Annotated in this window: 16 protein-coding genes; 11 read left to right on the top strand and 5 right to left on the bottom strand. The window is 72.0% G+C overall.

Features of this window, described 5'->3' with window-relative positions:
- Window positions 1-25: 25 nt before the first annotated feature.
- From fliE to PKE85_RS08000, 3 genes are read right to left on the bottom strand one after another with little or no spacing between them, the layout of a single operon-like run.
- Complete coding sequence (gene fliE, locus PKE85_RS08010) at window positions 26-331, bottom strand: flagellar hook-basal body complex protein FliE (protein ID WP_271204277.1); 306 nt, start codon at window positions 329-331, stop codon at window positions 26-28.
- Between the two features lie 34 nt (window positions 332-365).
- Window positions 366-776, bottom strand: a complete 411-nt coding sequence (flgC, locus tag PKE85_RS08005) for a flagellar basal body rod protein FlgC (RefSeq protein ID WP_271204276.1) — start codon at window positions 774-776, stop codon at window positions 366-368.
- Between the two features lie 23 nt (window positions 777-799).
- Window positions 800-1,135 carry a flagellar basal-body rod protein FlgB gene (locus tag PKE85_RS08000; protein ID WP_271204343.1) on the bottom strand — a complete coding sequence of 112 codons (336 nt, stop codon included), beginning with the start codon at window positions 1,133-1,135 and terminating at the stop codon, window positions 800-802.
- 308 nt (window positions 1,136-1,443) lie between these two features.
- Between PKE85_RS08000 and PKE85_RS07995 the strand changes: the two genes are divergently transcribed.
- On the top strand, window positions 1,444-2,625 hold the full coding sequence (locus tag PKE85_RS07995; RefSeq protein WP_271204275.1) for a flagellar biosynthetic protein FliO: 1,182 nt from the start codon (window positions 1,444-1,446) through the stop codon (window positions 2,623-2,625).
- Between the two features lie 94 nt (window positions 2,626-2,719).
- Window positions 2,720-3,412 (top strand): flagellar type III secretion system pore protein FliP, encoded by a 693-nt coding sequence (fliP, locus tag PKE85_RS07990; RefSeq protein ID WP_271204342.1) that lies wholly within the window; start codon window positions 2,720-2,722, stop codon window positions 3,410-3,412.
- A gap of 19 nt (window positions 3,413-3,431) precedes the next feature.
- Here fliP and PKE85_RS07985 read toward each other — a convergent pair whose 3' ends face one another.
- Both PKE85_RS07985 and fliK read right to left on the bottom strand, forming a co-directional pair.
- Window positions 3,432-4,106 carry a flagellar hook assembly protein FlgD gene (locus PKE85_RS07985; protein WP_271204274.1) on the bottom strand — a complete coding sequence of 225 codons (675 nt, stop codon included), beginning with the start codon at window positions 4,104-4,106 and terminating at the stop codon, window positions 3,432-3,434.
- Between the two features lie 14 nt (window positions 4,107-4,120).
- A complete protein-coding gene (fliK, locus tag PKE85_RS07980; protein ID WP_271204273.1) occupies window positions 4,121-5,314 on the bottom strand; it encodes a flagellar hook-length control protein FliK in 1,194 nt (397 codons plus the stop codon).
- Window positions 5,315-5,606: 292 nt separating this feature from the next.
- Between fliK and sciP the strand changes: the two genes are divergently transcribed.
- The 9 genes from sciP to PKE85_RS07935 all read left to right on the top strand — a co-directional run bounded on the left by sciP (window position 5,607) and on the right by PKE85_RS07935 (window position 14,475).
- A complete protein-coding gene (sciP, locus tag PKE85_RS07975; protein WP_271204272.1) occupies window positions 5,607-5,882 on the top strand; it encodes a CtrA inhibitor SciP in 276 nt (91 codons plus the stop codon).
- A gap of 157 nt (window positions 5,883-6,039) precedes the next feature.
- Window positions 6,040-7,719 carry a flagellar basal-body MS-ring/collar protein FliF gene (fliF, locus tag PKE85_RS07970; RefSeq protein WP_271204271.1) on the top strand — a complete coding sequence of 560 codons (1,680 nt, stop codon included), beginning with the start codon at window positions 6,040-6,042 and terminating at the stop codon, window positions 7,717-7,719.
- Window positions 7,720-7,723: 4 nt separating this feature from the next.
- Window positions 7,724-8,749: a flagellar motor switch protein FliG gene (gene fliG, locus PKE85_RS07965; RefSeq protein WP_271204270.1), complete on the top strand. Its 1,026-nt coding sequence runs from the start codon at window positions 7,724-7,726 to the stop codon at window positions 8,747-8,749.
- Window positions 8,750-8,785: 36 nt separating this feature from the next.
- Window positions 8,786-9,433 (top strand): FliH/SctL family protein, encoded by a 648-nt coding sequence (locus tag PKE85_RS07960; RefSeq protein ID WP_271204269.1) that lies wholly within the window; start codon window positions 8,786-8,788, stop codon window positions 9,431-9,433.
- Entirely contained in the window at window positions 9,430-9,777 is a 348-nt protein-coding gene (gene fliN, locus PKE85_RS07955) for a flagellar motor switch protein FliN (protein WP_271204268.1), read from the top strand. Before PKE85_RS07960 ends, fliN begins: the two co-directional genes overlap by 4 nt.
- A gap of 16 nt (window positions 9,778-9,793) precedes the next feature.
- A complete protein-coding gene (gene flbD / locus PKE85_RS07950; RefSeq protein WP_271204267.1) occupies window positions 9,794-11,158 on the top strand; it encodes a sigma-54-dependent transcriptional regulator FlbD in 1,365 nt (454 codons plus the stop codon).
- A 181-nt stretch (window positions 11,159-11,339) separates the two neighbouring features.
- Window positions 11,340-11,942, top strand: coding sequence for a L,D-transpeptidase (locus tag PKE85_RS07945; RefSeq protein ID WP_271204266.1), 603 nt, complete (start codon window positions 11,340-11,342; stop codon window positions 11,940-11,942).
- A 116-nt stretch (window positions 11,943-12,058) separates the two neighbouring features.
- Window positions 12,059-13,540 carry a helicase HerA domain-containing protein gene (locus tag PKE85_RS07940; RefSeq protein WP_271204265.1) on the top strand — a complete coding sequence of 494 codons (1,482 nt, stop codon included), beginning with the start codon at window positions 12,059-12,061 and terminating at the stop codon, window positions 13,538-13,540.
- A 5-nt stretch (window positions 13,541-13,545) separates the two neighbouring features.
- Window positions 13,546-14,475, top strand: coding sequence for a glutaminase (locus PKE85_RS07935; RefSeq protein WP_271204264.1), 930 nt, complete (start codon window positions 13,546-13,548; stop codon window positions 14,473-14,475).
- Window positions 14,476-14,556: the final 81 nt, after the last annotated feature.

The raw sequence follows: 14,556 nt of genomic DNA, 5'->3' as shown, positions 1-14,556 counted from the left end.
GGCGCCTCTCCTGCGGGAGCCGTGGTCAGATCGGCATCCGCATCACGTCCTCATAGGCCGCGATGACCTTGTCGCGCACGCTGACCAGCGTCTCGAGCGCCAGTTCGCTCTCGGCGACGGCGGTCACCACGTCCACCACGTCGCCGCGGCCGGAGACGGCCTCCATGGCGCGGGCCTCGCTGGCGCGGCCCTGGTCGGCGACGCCTGCGATCGCCTGTTCGAGCATGTCGCCGAAGCCGCCGCCGGCGGCGGCGGAGCGGCCGGAAGAGGCGCCCGAGCCGAGATCGGCCAGGCTGGCGTAGGCGCTTGCGGCGAGAGCGGGCGTGGTCATGGCGGCGGTTCCAGCGAGGGGCGTCGGGAAAAAATCAGGCGCGGAGGATGTCGAGCGTGCGGGCGATCATGCGGCGGGCGGACCCGACCATGTTGAGGTTGGCCTCGTAGGTGCGCTGGGCCTCGCGCATGTCCATCTGCTCGATGAGCGGATCCACGTTGGGCAGCCGCACGTCGCCGTTGGCGTCCGCGAGCGGGTGCCCGGGCTCGTGCTTGATGCGGAAATTGGAGCGGTCGCGCTCCACCCGGCCAAGCTCGACCACCTGGGCGCCCAGCTCCCGATCGAACTCCGAGCCGATGGTCGGGATCTTGCGCCGATAGGGCTCGGCCCCCGTGGTGCGGCCGACCGAATCGGCGTTGGCGAGATTTTCGGCGATGATGCGCATGCGGCCGGCCTGGGCCTTGAGGCCGGAGGCGGCGACGCCGAGCGCGCGGGTGAAGTCCATGGTCGCTCTCCTCTTCCGGCCGCTCAGCGGCGCCCGATCGCGGTGCGCAGCAGGCCGAGGCTCTTGCCGTAGAGCGACGAGACCATCTGATGGTCCATCTGGTTCTGGGCCGACTTGATCATCTGCTCTTCGAGCACGACCGCGTTGCCGTCTGGCGTGCGCTCGAACGAGCCCGCCGCCTGCGGCCGGCCGTCCGGCCCGGCGGAGGCGAGAGTCAGATGCCGGGCGTCGGTGCGGCGCACGGCGAGGCCGTCGTTCTCCGCGGGAAACGGCGCGAGATCGTGGGAACGGAAGCCGGGCGTGGTCGCGTTGGCGACGTTCTCCGCCAGCACGCCCTGACGGGCCGAGTGCCATTGCATGCGGGTCTTCAGGGCCGCCAGCAGCGGCGGTTCAAGGGCGCTGGTCACCGACACTCTTCTCCGGCGGGGACTGTCTCGACGTCTCACCACGGCTGCGAAGGAAGGGACGCAATTTGCAAAATGCCGCCCGACCCCGGCAAAATCTGCCCTGCGGATGGTTAACAGACTGTTAATGGCGTTAACTTTTCGTTCATTTCGTCCATGACTTTGTCTATGACGAGAACCGTTCGTCGCCTTTCTGTCGGCGGGCGACGCGACGTGGGCGACGTCCGCCGGCGCCGCGCCATCAGAGATCGAGGAACGACCGCGTGCTGAACCAGATTTTCGGCGTCGAGATTCCCGCCCCCGTCGGCTTCATCCTGCTGTTCGTCGGGCTTATACTTTTGGTCGTGGTCGTAACCTGGGCTCTGCGCGCCTTCGGCGGGCGGCGCATCGGCGGCGGCGCGGGGAGCGGGCGCTCGCGCCAGCCCCGGCTCGGCGTGCTCGACGTGCTCGCGATCGACGGCCGCCGCCGGCTGGTGATCGTCCGCCGCGACAATGTCGAACATCTCGTCATGATCGGCGGCCCGAACGACGTGGTGGTCGAGAGCGGCATCCTGCGCGCGCCTGTGCAGCGCGAGGCGCCGAGTTTCCCGAGCGAAGGCCGCGTCACGCCGCCGCCGCAGCCGGCCCCCGCGCCGCGCGCTCCCGAGCCCGCGCGCCCCGTCGCGCCCGCGCCGCAGGCCCAGCCGGCGAAGCCCGAGGCCCCCAGGCCGGAAACGATCAAGCCGGAACCCGCGCGTCCCGCCGAGCCGGCCCGGCCCGCCCCGGTCGCGGCCCCGCGGCCTGCTCCCGCGGCGCCGGCCCAGCCCGCGAAACCCGTCGTGGCCCCGGCGCCGCGGGCGCCCGCCGCTCCGGTGGAGGCGCCGGCCCGTCCGGCGGCCGCGGTCGCGGCTGCGCCCCAGCCGGCGGCTGTGGCGCCTCAGGCCCCCAAGCCCGCTCCGGCGGCGCCCGCCGCCCCGGACACCGGCCGAAGCGAGATCGCCGATCGTCTGGCGGCGGCGCTCAAGCGTCCCGTGACCCCGACGACCGCCGCTCCGGCGCGGCCCGCCCCCGCGGCGGCTCCCGAGGTCAAGGCGGAGCCGAAGCCCGCCGCCGCTCCGGCGCCTGCCGCCGCGAAGCCCGCGCCCGTGGCGGCCCCGCCCAAGGTCGAAGCCCCCAGGGTGGAGGCTCCCAAGCCCGACGCGCCCACAGCCGACGCCCCGAAGGTGGAAGCCCCCAAGGTCGAAGCGGTGAAGCCGGACGCGCCGAAGGCGCCCGCCGTGGCGGCTCCCGCCGCCCGCCCCGCCCCGACGCCCGCCGCCGTGGCGAAGCCGGCCCCGGCCGTGCGCGCCGAACCCCGGCCGGCCGCCCAGCCCGCGCCCGCGCCCGTGGACGACGATCCGCTCGCCTCGCTCGAAGCCGAAATGGCCAACCTGCTCGGCCGCGACCTGTCCAAGCCCAAGCCGTGAGGCGCGGCGGGGCTCGCGCCGCGCCGCAGGCCCGCGCGTGAACCGCCGGCCGTTCGGCCGCCTCGCGTTCGGGCTCGGCGCGGCGGTCCTCACTCTGGGTCTCGGCGGCGCGGCGGCCGCCCAGACCGTGACGCTGGACCTCGGCCAGGGCGGCGGCGTCAGCGAGCGCGCGCTTCAGCTCGTGGCGCTGATCACGGTGCTGAGCCTCGCGCCGTCGATTCTGGTGATGGCGACCTGCTTCACCCGCATCGTGGTGGTGCTGTCGCTGCTGCGCACGGCGATCGGCACCCAGACCGCGCCGCCCAACACGGTGGTGACGGCGCTGGCGCTGTTCCTGACCGCCTTCGTGATGGCTCCGACCTTCCAGGCCGCCTACGATCAGGCGATCGCGCCCCGGCTCGCCGGCCAGATCGACGACGCCACCGCCCTCGAGCGCGGCGTCGCGCCGTTCCGGACCTTCATGCTGGCCCATGTGCGCGAGAAGGACCTCGCGCTGTTCCAGGACCTGTCGCGGGAGCCGCCGCCCGCCGGCCCCGAGCAGGTGACGCTTCGGGTGCTGGTGCCGGCCTTCATGATCTCGGAGCTGCGGCGCGCGTTCGAGATCGGCTTCCTGCTGTTCGTGCCGTTTCTGGTGATCGACCTGGTGGTCGCGTCGGTGCTCATGTCCATGGGCATGATGATGCTGCCGCCGGCGATCGTCTCGCTGCCGTTCAAGCTGATCTTCTTCGTGCTGGTGGACGGCTGGAACCTGATCGCCGGGTCGCTGGTGCAGAGCTACGGCGGCTGAGCCGCCGTCAGCCCGCCGCTCAGGTCGACGGCGCCGCCCGCACCGCCTTCACCGCGCTCATGGGCACGGTCAGCCCGCCGATGGTGAGCGCCGCGGTCCCGCTGGAAAGGTCGACGCCGTCCACCACGCCGGCGACCTCGCTCGACACGGAGACCGCCGATCCGGCCGCGTCCTTGGCCGTCACGGTGATGGAGTAGAGCCCGTCGGAGGCCTGGGCGCCGCTGGTGGTCTTGCCGTCCCAGGCGAACTCCTGGTCGCCGTAGGACAGCGTCGCCTGACGGGTCGCCACCAGCGTTCCGCCGGAGTTGCGGATCTCGATCGTGGCCGTGACGCCGTCCTTCGGCGCGTTCAGGCTCCAGGTCGCCTTGCCGCTGGACAGCGCCGAGGTGTCGCCGCTCGCCGTCACCTGCTTGCCCACGAGGCTGATCGCCGCGTCCGCGCCGCTGCTCTGCGCCGCCGAGAGCAGCGCGGTGAGCGTGTCGTTGGTCTTGAGCTGCTGCTCCACGGACGCGAACTGCACCAGCTGCTGGGTGAACTGGTTGGTGTCCAGCGGATCGAGCGGGTTCTGGTTCTGCAACTGCGTGGTCAGCAGCGTGAGGAACGTGTCGAAGTTGCTGGCGAGCGTCTTGGCGCTCGTGGTGGTCGCAGTCGTCGCGGAGGTCGCGGCGGCGCTGCTGGCGGCGTCGATCGCCATGGTTCTCTCCCGATCTAAACCGTCACGTCCAGCGCGGCGGAGGCCGCGCCCCGGGCGCCATAGGCGAGCGGAGCCGCAAGGCGCGCTCCGTCGTCGCCCACATCCTCGAATGTCAAGGCGGACGCCGGGCGCCCGCCGTCGTCACGCCAGGGGGCGCCGCCGTCCCGCAATTCGAACGACAGGCCGCCCTCGCCGAGCTGGAACCCCGCCTGACCGAGCAGACGGGCCAGCTCGTCGGCGTCCTGCCGCAGCAGCGTCAGCGTCTCCGGCCGGTCGGCCATGAGCCGGGTCGAGACACGGCCGTCGGCCGCGATGTCGAGGCGCACGTCCACCCGGCCGAGATCGCCGTCCTCAAGCTCCACGTCGAAGCGGGTGCGCCGGGCGCCGCTTCCCGACGGCGCGGCGATGGCGGCCGCCACCACCGCCGCGGCGGTCTGGGCCGCGGACGCGCCGGCGGCGGTCGAGGCGCCGCGGCCGTGCAGCGCCGCGTCGAAGGCGCCCGCGGGGCCGGACGCCCTCGCCGCGTCCGCCGTTCGGGCCGGCCCGTCTCCGCCGTCGGGCGCGGCGTCGGACCCGCCATCGGCTCCGGCGTCGGCGTCCCGGTCAACCTGAGTCGATGCGGAAGCGGCGCGCGCGACCTCCGGCTTGGACGGCTCGCCGTCTCCATCGGCGCCCTCCGCCTGGCCGTCCGGCGCCGCAATGTCCTGCGGCAGGACGGCGGCGACCGGCGCCGGCATGCGAGGCCCGTCGGGACCGAGCGGCGCCGACTTCGGAGGCGTCGGCGACGCCGCCTCCGGCGCGGCGGCGCTCTCCTCAAGGCTTTGGCCGACGATCTTGAGCGTGGTCGCCGCGTCCGCCGCCGTGGGCTCGGACTCCGGAACTGCCTCGGCGTTCTGAAGGGCGGAGGCGGCGCGGGAGGGCGTCGGCGCCCCGGCGACGCCCTTGCCGGCAGGTTCGCGCGTGGCGGCGGCCGCAGGGTCTGCGCCGGTTTCGTCGGGCGTCCGGACGGGCTGAGGCGCTGCGATCAGCGCCGTGGCGACATCCGCGAGCGCGGTCGTCAGGCCCTGCGCGTCGACGCGGTTTTTCTCCGCCGTCTGGTCCGCCTCCTCCAGCGCGCGAGCGAAGGAATCATCCGCCTCGGTTTGCGGGCGCGACGTCGGGGCCGGGGACGGCTGGGGCGCTGGGGCGGGGGCGACGGAAGGGGTCATGGACGGCGGATCCGGATTCGCAGATCCCGTCGCAATCTGCGTGCCAGCGGTTTCCCTTGGGATTCGAGCAGGCCGCGCCGCCGGCGCCCGGCAGGTTCCGCCGCTGGCCGGCAAAAAATGCCCCCACACGGTAACGTTTGGGTTACTTAAAATGAATACAAATCGTTAGGATTTAAATTACTACTCGTTAACGTTTGAAGATGCGTCGAATGCTACTTCATCGCTTAGTCAAATGTTAAATGAGCATCTCTAGGTTCTCTCATAACGGGTCTGATGCGCGTGAGAGTACCTTATGACCGAGTTGCAACGTGGGCGGGCCAAGTACGTGATCGGGCCGGACGGAAGTCCGCTGACCGTCGCGGACCTGCCCCCGTCCGACACAAAGCGGTGGGTGATCCGCCGAAAGGCTGAAGTGGTGGCCGCCGTGCGCGGGGGCCTTCTCAGCCTCGAGGAGGCCTGTCAGCGCTACACGCTGACCGTCGAGGAGTTTCTGTCATGGCAGGCCTCGATCGACAGGCACGGTTTGGCGGGGCTGCGGACCACGCGCATCCAGCAGTATCGCTCCTGACCCTTCCAAGATTTCGACGACACCGACGCCGGCCCTCGTGGCCGGCGTTTTCGTTTCCGGACCGGCCGCGATGGCCGCGTTAACGGGTCGTTTACCAAAAGCCGGGCAATTCTTGCCGGGTGGCGCAACGCTCCCTCCGCGCCCGGAGAACGCCCCGTTGAACGGCTTCGTCGCATTTCTCCGCTCGTTCGGCGTCGGCCGCGTCGCGGCCCTGCTTGCGGTCGCGATCGCGCTGATCGGCTTCTTCGCCTTCACGATCATCCGCTTCTCGCAGCCGGCCATGACGCCGCTGTTCAGCGACCTGTCGCCCGAGGACGCCTCGGCGATCGTCAAGGAGCTCGACCAGCAGAACGTGCCGTACGAGCTGCGCCAGAACGGCGCCGGCATCCTGGTGCCCCAGGATCAGGCGGCGAAGCTGCGCATGAAGATGGCGGAAGCCCGCCTGCCCTCCGGCGGCGGCGTGGGCTGGGAGATCTTCGACAAGGGCGACGGCTTCTCCGCCACCAGCTTCGTGCAGAACGTCAACCACCTGCGCGCGCTCGAGGGCGAGCTCGCCCGCTCCATCCGGTCGCTGAACCGGGTCGAGGCCGCCCGCGTGCACCTCGTGATCCCCGAGCGGCCGCTGTTCACCCGCGACGCGCCCCAGCCCTCGGCCTCCATCGTCATCCGCTCCCGGGGCGAGCTCGAGACTGGCGAGATCCGCGCCATCCGCCATCTGGCGGCCTCCGCCGTGCAGGGACTGAAGCCGGAGAAGGTATCGCTGGTGGACGAGGCCGGGCGTCTGCTCGCCGACGGCTCGGACTCCGAATCCGGCGCGGGCGCCGGCGACGATCGGGTGACGAATCTTGAACGCCGCCTGCGCGAGCGGGTGGAGGCCATCGTCGGCCGGGTGGTCGGCGCCGATCGGGCGCGCGTCGAGGTGCGCGCGGAGATGGACAACACCAAGTCCACCGTCACCGCCGACAACTTCGACCCCGAGAGCCGGGTGGTGCGCTCCACGCAGACCCGGGAGGAAAGCTCCCAGACCAGCGAGCCCGCCGAGCAGGGCGTGAGCGTGGGCAACCAGCTTCCCAACGCCGCCGCCAACGCCGCGAGCGCCGCCCAGAACCGCGACCAGTCCAACAAGACCGAAGAGGTCGTGAACTACGAGATCTCCCGCACCACCCGCACCGAGGTGAAGGACGCCGGCCAGCTCAAGCGCCTGTCGGTGGCCGTGCTGGTGGACGGCGTCTACACCCGCGCCGCCAACGGCGACGTGTCCTACGCGCCCCGCGCGCAAGCGGAGCTGGACCAGATCGGCGCGCTGGTCCGGGCGGGCGTCGGCTTCGATCAGGGCCGCGGCGACACGGTGGAGGTGGTCAACCTGCGCTTCGCCGACCTGCCCCAGGCCGGCTCCGCGGGCGAGCCCGAGAGCCCGTTCGCCTTCTCCCGCGAGGACATGATGCGCTGGGCGGAGCTCGGCGTGCTGGCCCTGCTCACGCTGGTGGTGACGCTGGTGGTGGTGCGGCCGCTGCTGCGCAAGGCGCTGTCGCCGGAAGGCGACGAGACCCCGGCGCTCGCAGGCGCCGCCGCGGGCGCGGGGCTTGCCCCGATCGCGCTCGGCGCCGACGGAACGCCGTCGCTCGCAGGTCCCGACCAGCCGGCGCTCGCCGGACCCGCGGGCGCGGGCGTCGTCCCCGCCGCAGCGGGCGGCCCCGCGCCGGCCAACATGATCGCCGCCGCCGAGATCGCCGGCCGCGTGCAGCAGGAATCGGTGCAGCGCATCGGCGATCTGGTGCGCGGCAACCCGAACGAAACCGTCTCGATCATCCGCCAGTGGATGCAGGAGCCCGCGTAAGACCATGGCGCAAGACCTTGCGAGGGCCTCGGGCCGCCCCCTGTCCGGCGTGGATCGCGCCGCCGTTCTGATGCTCGCCCTGGGCGAGGAGCACGGCGCCCCGATCTGGCAGATGCTGGACGACGACGAAATCCGCGCGCTCTCCGGCGCCATGGCCTCGCTCGGCCCGGTGGAGATGAGCACGGTCGAGAACCTGCTGATGCAGTTCGTGTCGTCGCTGTCCTCGGCCGGCGGGCTGATGGGCACCTTCGACACCACCGAGCGCCTGCTGGCCCGGCTGCTGCCCAAGGAGCGCGTCGGGGCCATCATGGAGGAGATCCGGGGTCCGGCCGGCCGCACCATGTGGGAGAAGCTCTCCAACGTGCAGGAGGCGGTGCTCGCCAACTATCTGAAGAACGAATACCCGCAGACCGTCGCGGTGGTGCTGTCCAAGATCCGCTCCGAGCAGGCCGCGCGGGTGCTCGCCATCCTGCCCGAGGACTTCGCGCTCGACGTGGTGCGCCGCATGCTGGCCATGGAGGCGGTGCAGAAGGACATTCTGGAGCGGGTGGAGCAGACGCTGCGCTCCGAGTTGATGTCGAACCTGTCCCAGACCTCGCGCCGCGACGCCCACGAGCAGATGGCGGAGATCTTCAACGCCTTCGACCGGCAGACCGAGTCGCGCTTCCTGTCGAAGCTGGAGGACGCGTCCAAGGACAGCGCCGACCGCATCAAGCAGCTCATGTTCACCTTCGACGATCTGGCGAAGCTCGATTCCGCCGGCGTGCAGACGCTGCTGCGCGACGCGCCGCGCGACAAGCTGGCCGTGGCGCTGAAGGGCGCGAGCCAGACCATGCGCGACTTCCTCATGGGCAACATGTCCGGCCGCGCCGCCAAGATGCTGTCCGACGACATGGAGGCCATGGGCCCCGTGCGCCTGAAGGAGGTGGACGAAGCCCAGGCCGCGCTCGTCAGCCTCACCAAGGACCTCGCCGCCCGCGGCGAAATCCGCATCTCCAAGAGCAAGGGGGAGGACGAGCTTGTCTACTGACCGTCTCCCGCCTGAGGCGGACGGAGCGGCGCGCGCGTGACGTCGAAACCCGCCCCCTTCCTGTTCGACCGCGACTTCGCGGCGCCGGCGCCCAAGGCGCCGCCGCCCGCCGTGGTGGCGCTCGCCGAACACGAGGCCGCGCTGACCCAGGCGGAGGCGTCAGGCTTCCGCCGCGGCGAGGCGGAGGGGCGGCGCGCCATGCGCGACTCCGACGCCGCGCGCCTCGTCGCGGCGGTGGAGACTCTGGGCGCCCGGCTCGCCGCAAGCCTCGACGACGCCGACCGCCGCGCGCGGGAGCAGGAGCGCGCCGGGGTCGATCTGGCGCTGGCGCTCGCCCGCAAGCTCGCCGGCGCGGCCATGGCGCGGGCGCCGCTGGCGGAGATCGCCGCCGCGGCCGAGGCCTGCTTCGCGGAGCTGCGCCAGGCGCCCCATGTGGCGGTGCGCGTCGCGCCCGCGCTGGTGGAGTCCGTGAAGGCCGAACTGACCGCCATCGCCCAGACCCGCGGCTTCGCCGGCCGCCTGATCGTGCTCGGCGACCCCGATGTCGCCGTGGGCGACGCCCGCCTCGAATGGGCCGACGGCGGCGTGGTGCGCGACGCGGCCGCCGTGGCCGCCGCGCTCGAAACCGTGATCGCCCGCCATTTCGCCGCCGAAGAGGGCGGCCCGGAAGGAGACGCCACATGACCAGCAAGGACGTGCCGCTTCCGGACCTCGGCGCCGGCGACCTTGACCTGATGGACAAGCCCGGCGCGCGAACGGAGCCGTCGGGCGAGCCCCGGGGCGCCTCAGACCTCGAAGCCGTGTTCGACGTGCCGGTCTCCGTCTCGGCGGTGCTCGGGCGCTCGCGGGTCGACGTGGGCGAACTGCTGCGGCTGAAACCCGGCTCGATCCTCGAGCTCGACCGCAAGGTCGGCGAGGCCATCGACATCTATGTGAACGACCGGCTCGTCGCCCGCGGCGAAGTGGTGCTGGTCGAAGAGCGGTTGGGCGTGACGATGACCGAGATCATCAAGCCCGACCGCGCCTGAACGGCAGGAGGACGCCATGCGGCTCACCATCGTCGGCCAGCTCAAGGGCCAGCTCACCGCCGCCACGCGCATCGCCATGGACCGGGGCGCCGCCGTGACCCACGCGGAGACCGTGGACCAGGCCATGCGCACCCTGCGCGCCGGCCGCGGCGCCGACCTGATCATGGTCGACGTGGCGCTCGACGTGCGGGAGCTGATCGCCGGACTGGAGGCGGAGCGCTTCCATGTGCCGGTGGTGGCCTGCGGCGTGGACAACGACGCCCGGGCGGCGGTGGCCGCCATCCAGTCCGGCGCCAAGGAGTACATCCCGCTCCCCCCCGACCCGGAGCTCATCGCGGCGGTGCTGGCGGCGGTCGCCGACGACCAGCGCGACCTGGTGTTCCGGGATCCGGCCATGATCGCGGTGGTGCAGCTCGCGACCCAGATCGCCGGCTCCGCCGCAAGCGTGCTCATCACCGGCGAAAGCGGCTCGGGCAAGGAGATGCTGGCCCGCCACGTCCACCAGAAGTCGCTCCGGGCCAACAAGCCCTTCGTCTCGGTCAACTGCGCCGCCATCCCCGAGCAGCTGCTGGAAAGCGAGCTGTTCGGCCACGAGAAGGGCGCCTTCACCGGCGCCTCCGCGCGCCGCATCGGCAAGTTCGAAGAGGCCTCGGGCGGCACGCTGCTGCTGGACGAGATTTCCGAGATGGACGTGCGGCTGCAGGCCAAGCTGCTGCGCGCCCTGCAGGAACGGGTGATCGACCGGGTCGGCGGCTCCAAGCCCGTGCCGGTGGACATCCGCGTCATCGCCACCTCGAACCGGGTGCTGGCGGACGAGGTGCGGCGCGGGACCTTCCGCGAGGACCTGCTCTACCGCCTGAACGTGGTGACGCTGAAGATCCCGCCGCTGCGGGATCGTCCGTCGGACATTCTCGAACTCGCGACCCATTTCGCGAAGAAATACGCCGTCGCCAACGGCATGCCGGTGCGGCCGCTGTCGGCGGAGGCGCGCGCCCAGATCGCCCGCGGGCGCTTCCCCGGCAACGTGCGCGAGCTTGAGAACACCATCCACCGGGCGGTGCTGCTGGCGAGCGGGCCGGAGATCGGGGCCGAGGCGATTCTGAGCCCCGATGGCGGGCCAATGGCCCCGGCGCGGACCGCCGACGCGGCGTCGCGCGCGGCCGAGACCGCGGAGATGATCACCCGCAGCTTCGTCGGCCGCACCGTGGCGGACGTGGAGCGCGAGCTGATCCTCGACACGCTCGGCCACACCCAGGGCAACCGCACCCACGCCGCCAACATCCTCGGCATCTCGATCCGGACGCTGCGCAACAAGCTGAACCAGTACGACGAAGAGGGCTACGCCATCACGCCGCCGCAGGGGGGCGTCGCCGCCGCCTGACGGCGAGGGCCAACCCGGCGGAAAGTGTGGCGAAGGCGTGACAGCGGCCGCGAATTGCGCCGGCCGTCGCCGAACAGGCCTCGCCTGCGCATGGCCGCGCCCTCTTTACTGGGCGGACTGAAGAAAAACATCGCACAGCGCCGCCCGTCGCGGCGTCCGTCGGGGAGCGGCGTCCAGTCTCATGCCGGGTTCGTACAAGCTGTTCGTCGCGTCGGCGCTCGCCGCCGCGAGCTTCGCCCTCGCCGGATGCGAGACCTCGTCCAGCCTCAACACCTCGTCCGGCGGCGCGATCGCGGCCGCCATGACGCGCAGCTACCCGTCCGCCCTGCCCGCGGAATACCGCAAGCAGGAGGTGTCGGACCCCACCGGCGAGGCGCCGGGCACCATCGTCATCGACACCTCCACCAAGCACCTCTACCTCGTCGAATCCGACGGCCGGGCGCTGCGCTACGGCGTCGGCGTGGGTCGCGAAGGCTTTGGCTGGACCGGACAGGCGGTGGTGGGCGCCAAGCAGGAATGGCCGGACTGGGTGCCGCCGCCCGAGATGCTGCAGCGCCGGCCGGACCTGCCGCTGCGCATGGCCGGCGGCCCGGAGAACCCGCTCGGCGCCCGCGCGCTCTACCTGCACCGCAACGGCCGCGACACGCTGTTCCGCATCCACGGCACCAACGAGCCGCACACCATCGGCAAGGCCATGTCGTCCGGCTGCATCCGCATGATCAACTTCGACGTCGAGGATCTTTACGCCCGCGTCCCCATCGGGGCGAAGGTGGTGGTGCGCTGACGGCGCGCCCCTCGAATCGCTGGGGACAACGCGGACGGCGCTTGGACTCCCGCGCCGGGGCGGGTAACCGTTGACCTCCAATCGCTGAAGACGCACGGAGGCTGAGTCGCGGCCGAATGACGGTGAGCGTGGACATCGGCGCGCGCGCCAGCGGCCAGCGCGCCGTGATCGACCTTGAGGAGCTGCTCGCCACGCGCCTGCTGGTGCAGGGCAATTCGGGCTCGGGAAAGTCGCATCTGCTGCGGCGGCTGATGGAGCAGAGCGCGCCCTGGGTGCAGCAATGCGTCATCGACCCGGAAGGCGACTTCGTCACCCTCGCGGACGCCTACGGCCATGTGGTGGTGGACGCCGCCGGCGTGGAGCGCGACCTCAGCCTGATCGCCGACCGGGTGCGCCGTCACCGGGTGTCGGTGGTGCTCAATCTCGAAGGCCTCGACGTGGACCGCCAGATGCGGGCCGCGGCCGTGTTCCTGAACGGGCTGTTCGACGCCGAGCGCGACCACTGGTACCCGATGCTGGTGGTGGTGGACGAGGCGCAGCTGTTCGCTCCCGCCGCCTCCGGCGACGTGGACGAGGAGAGCCGCCGCCAGTCGCTCGCCGCCATGACCAACCTGATGTGCCGCGGCCGCAAGCGCGGGCTCGCGGGCGTGATCGCGACCCAGCGCCTCGCCAAGCTCGCCAAGAACGTGGCGGCCGAGGCCTCCAACTTCCTGATGGGCCGCACCTTCCTCGACATCGACATGGCCCGCGCCGCCGATCTGCTCGGCATGGAGCGCCGGCAGGCCGAGGCGTTCCGCAACCTCGACCGGGGCGCCTTCGTGGGGCTCGGGCCCGCGATCGGCCGCAAGCCCGAGGCGGTGCGCATCGGGCCGTCCGAGACGCAGGGGCGCGGCGGCTCGCCGAAACTCACCCCCCTGCCCGACAAGCCCGCCGAGGACGCCGCCGGGCTGATCTTCCGCCGCTCTGAGGGCGAGAGCCTGCCGCGGGCGGCGGCCTCCACCGCCTCCACCGCCGACGTGCTGGCGCAGCTCTCCCGCTCCCGCGAGGCCGCGGTCGCCGCCGCGCCGGAAGCGCCCGTCGACCTGTTCGCCGACGCCGAACGCGAGAAGACCATCGCCGAGATCATGACGGCGATCATGGCCGAGCCCGAGGCAGGCTTTCAGCCGGTCTCCACGCTCTATCAGGACTTCCTGGTCCGCTGCCGCATCGCGCGCCTCTCCGGCGAGCCGCCGGACCTGCCGCGCTTCCGGCGCGAGCTCGCCATCGCCAAGGCCGGCGTGGACGAGGCTTCCGTCGCGGCCTCCGACTGGGAGCAGGCGACGCTGGTCGCCGCCGCCCTGCCCGAGGACGTGCGGGGCGTGTTCCTGCTGATCGCCAAGGCCGCGCTGCAGAAGGCGCCCTGCCCCTCCGACAGCGAGATCGCCCGCGCCTACGGCACCCGCTCGCCGGGCCGCGCCCGGCGGCTGCTGGCCTATATGGAGGAGCGCGGCTTCCTCGCCTGCGCCGCCGACATGCGCGGCGCCCGCATCGTGATGCTGCCCGACCTCGGCTGGCAGACGGCGCCGGGCATGCCCGACGGCCTCGCGAAGGCCGGCTGACGCCCATGGCCGACCTCGACGCCATTGTCCGCGAGATCGCCGAGGAGCTGCGCGCGCGTCCCGACCGGGGCGAGGTGGCGAGCTACATCCCCGAACTGGCGCGGGTGGACCCGAACCAGTTCGGGCTCGCCGTGATCGACGCCGAAGGCCGCGTCAGCGCCGCCGGCGACTGCGACGCGCCGTTCTCGATCCAGAGCGTCTCGAAGGTGTTCACCCTGACGCTGGCGCTGGGCAAGATCGGCGACCGGCTGTGGCGGCGGGTGGGCCGCGAGCCTTCCGGCAGCCCGTTCAACTCCATCGTCCAGCTCGAGCGGGAAAACGGCGTGCCGCGCAACCCGTTCATCAACGCCGGCGCCATCGCCGTCACCGACGTGATCGTCTCCGGCCACAAGCCGCGCGAGGCGCTGGGCGAGATCCTTCGCTTCATGCAGTTCCTGGCGGACGACGACAGCATCGCCATCGACGACAAGGTGGCGGCCTCGGAGCAGCGCACCGGGTTCCGCAACGCCGCGCTCGCCAACTACATGAAGTCGTTCGGGGTGATCGAGAACCCGGTCGATTTCACCCTCGGCGTCTACTACCACCACTGCGCCATCGCCATGAGCTGCCGCCAGCTCGCCATGGCGACCCGCTTCCTCGCCCATTCGGGCGTGCAGCCCTCCACGGGCCGCTCGGTGGTGACGCGGGAGCGCGCCCGGCGCATCAACGCCATCATGCTGACCTGCGGCCATTACGACGGTTCGGGCGATTTCGCCTACCGGGTCGGCCTGCCCGGCAAGAGCGGCGTCGGCGGCGGCATCATCGCGGTCGCGCCCGGCAAGGCCTCGATCGCCGCATGGTCCCCCGGCCTCGACGCCGCCGGCAACTCCCATCTCGGGAGGCTCGCGCTGGAGATGCTGGTCAAGCGCACCGGCTGGTCGATCTTCGGGCCGTAAGGTCTGTCCAGGAACGGACGTAGCGCGCGATAAAACGCCCGTCATGCCCGGCGCAGCCGGATATCCACGACTTTTCGCCGG

It is taken from the genome of Methylopila jiangsuensis (assembly GCF_027922305.1).
GTDB lineage: Bacteria > Pseudomonadota > Alphaproteobacteria > Rhizobiales > Methylopilaceae > Methylopila > Methylopila jiangsuensis.
Note: the sequence above shows the minus strand (reverse complement) of the source record. Positions and strands in the feature narration are given on the sequence as shown.

Coding starts and splice junctions, on each gene's coding strand:
- fliE (WP_271204277.1), bottom strand. CDS start 331: ATGACCACGCCCGCTCTCGCCGCAAGCGCCTACGCCAGCCTGGCCGAT.
- fliN (WP_271204268.1), top strand. CDS start 9,430: ATGACCAGCAAGGACGTGCCGCTTCCGGACCTCGGCGCCGGCGACCTT.
- flbD (WP_271204267.1), top strand. CDS start 9,794: ATGCGGCTCACCATCGTCGGCCAGCTCAAGGGCCAGCTCACCGCCGCC.
- PKE85_RS07985 (WP_271204274.1), bottom strand. CDS start 4,106: ATGGCGATCGACGCCGCCAGCAGCGCCGCCGCGACCTCCGCGACGACT.
- PKE85_RS08000 (WP_271204343.1), bottom strand. CDS start 1,135: ATGCAATGGCACTCGGCCCGTCAGGGCGTGCTGGCGGAGAACGTCGCC.
- fliG (WP_271204270.1), top strand. CDS start 7,724: ATGGCGCAAGACCTTGCGAGGGCCTCGGGCCGCCCCCTGTCCGGCGTG.
- fliK (WP_271204273.1), bottom strand. CDS start 5,314: ATGACCCCTTCCGTCGCCCCCGCCCCAGCGCCCCAGCCGTCCCCGGCC.
- flgC (WP_271204276.1), bottom strand. CDS start 776: ATGGACTTCACCCGCGCGCTCGGCGTCGCCGCCTCCGGCCTCAAGGCC.
- PKE85_RS07945 (WP_271204266.1), top strand. CDS start 11,340: ATGCCGGGTTCGTACAAGCTGTTCGTCGCGTCGGCGCTCGCCGCCGCG.
- PKE85_RS07935 (WP_271204264.1), top strand. CDS start 13,546: ATGGCCGACCTCGACGCCATTGTCCGCGAGATCGCCGAGGAGCTGCGC.
- PKE85_RS07940 (WP_271204265.1), top strand. CDS start 12,059: ATGACGGTGAGCGTGGACATCGGCGCGCGCGCCAGCGGCCAGCGCGCC.
- sciP (WP_271204272.1), top strand. CDS start 5,607: ATGACCGAGTTGCAACGTGGGCGGGCCAAGTACGTGATCGGGCCGGAC.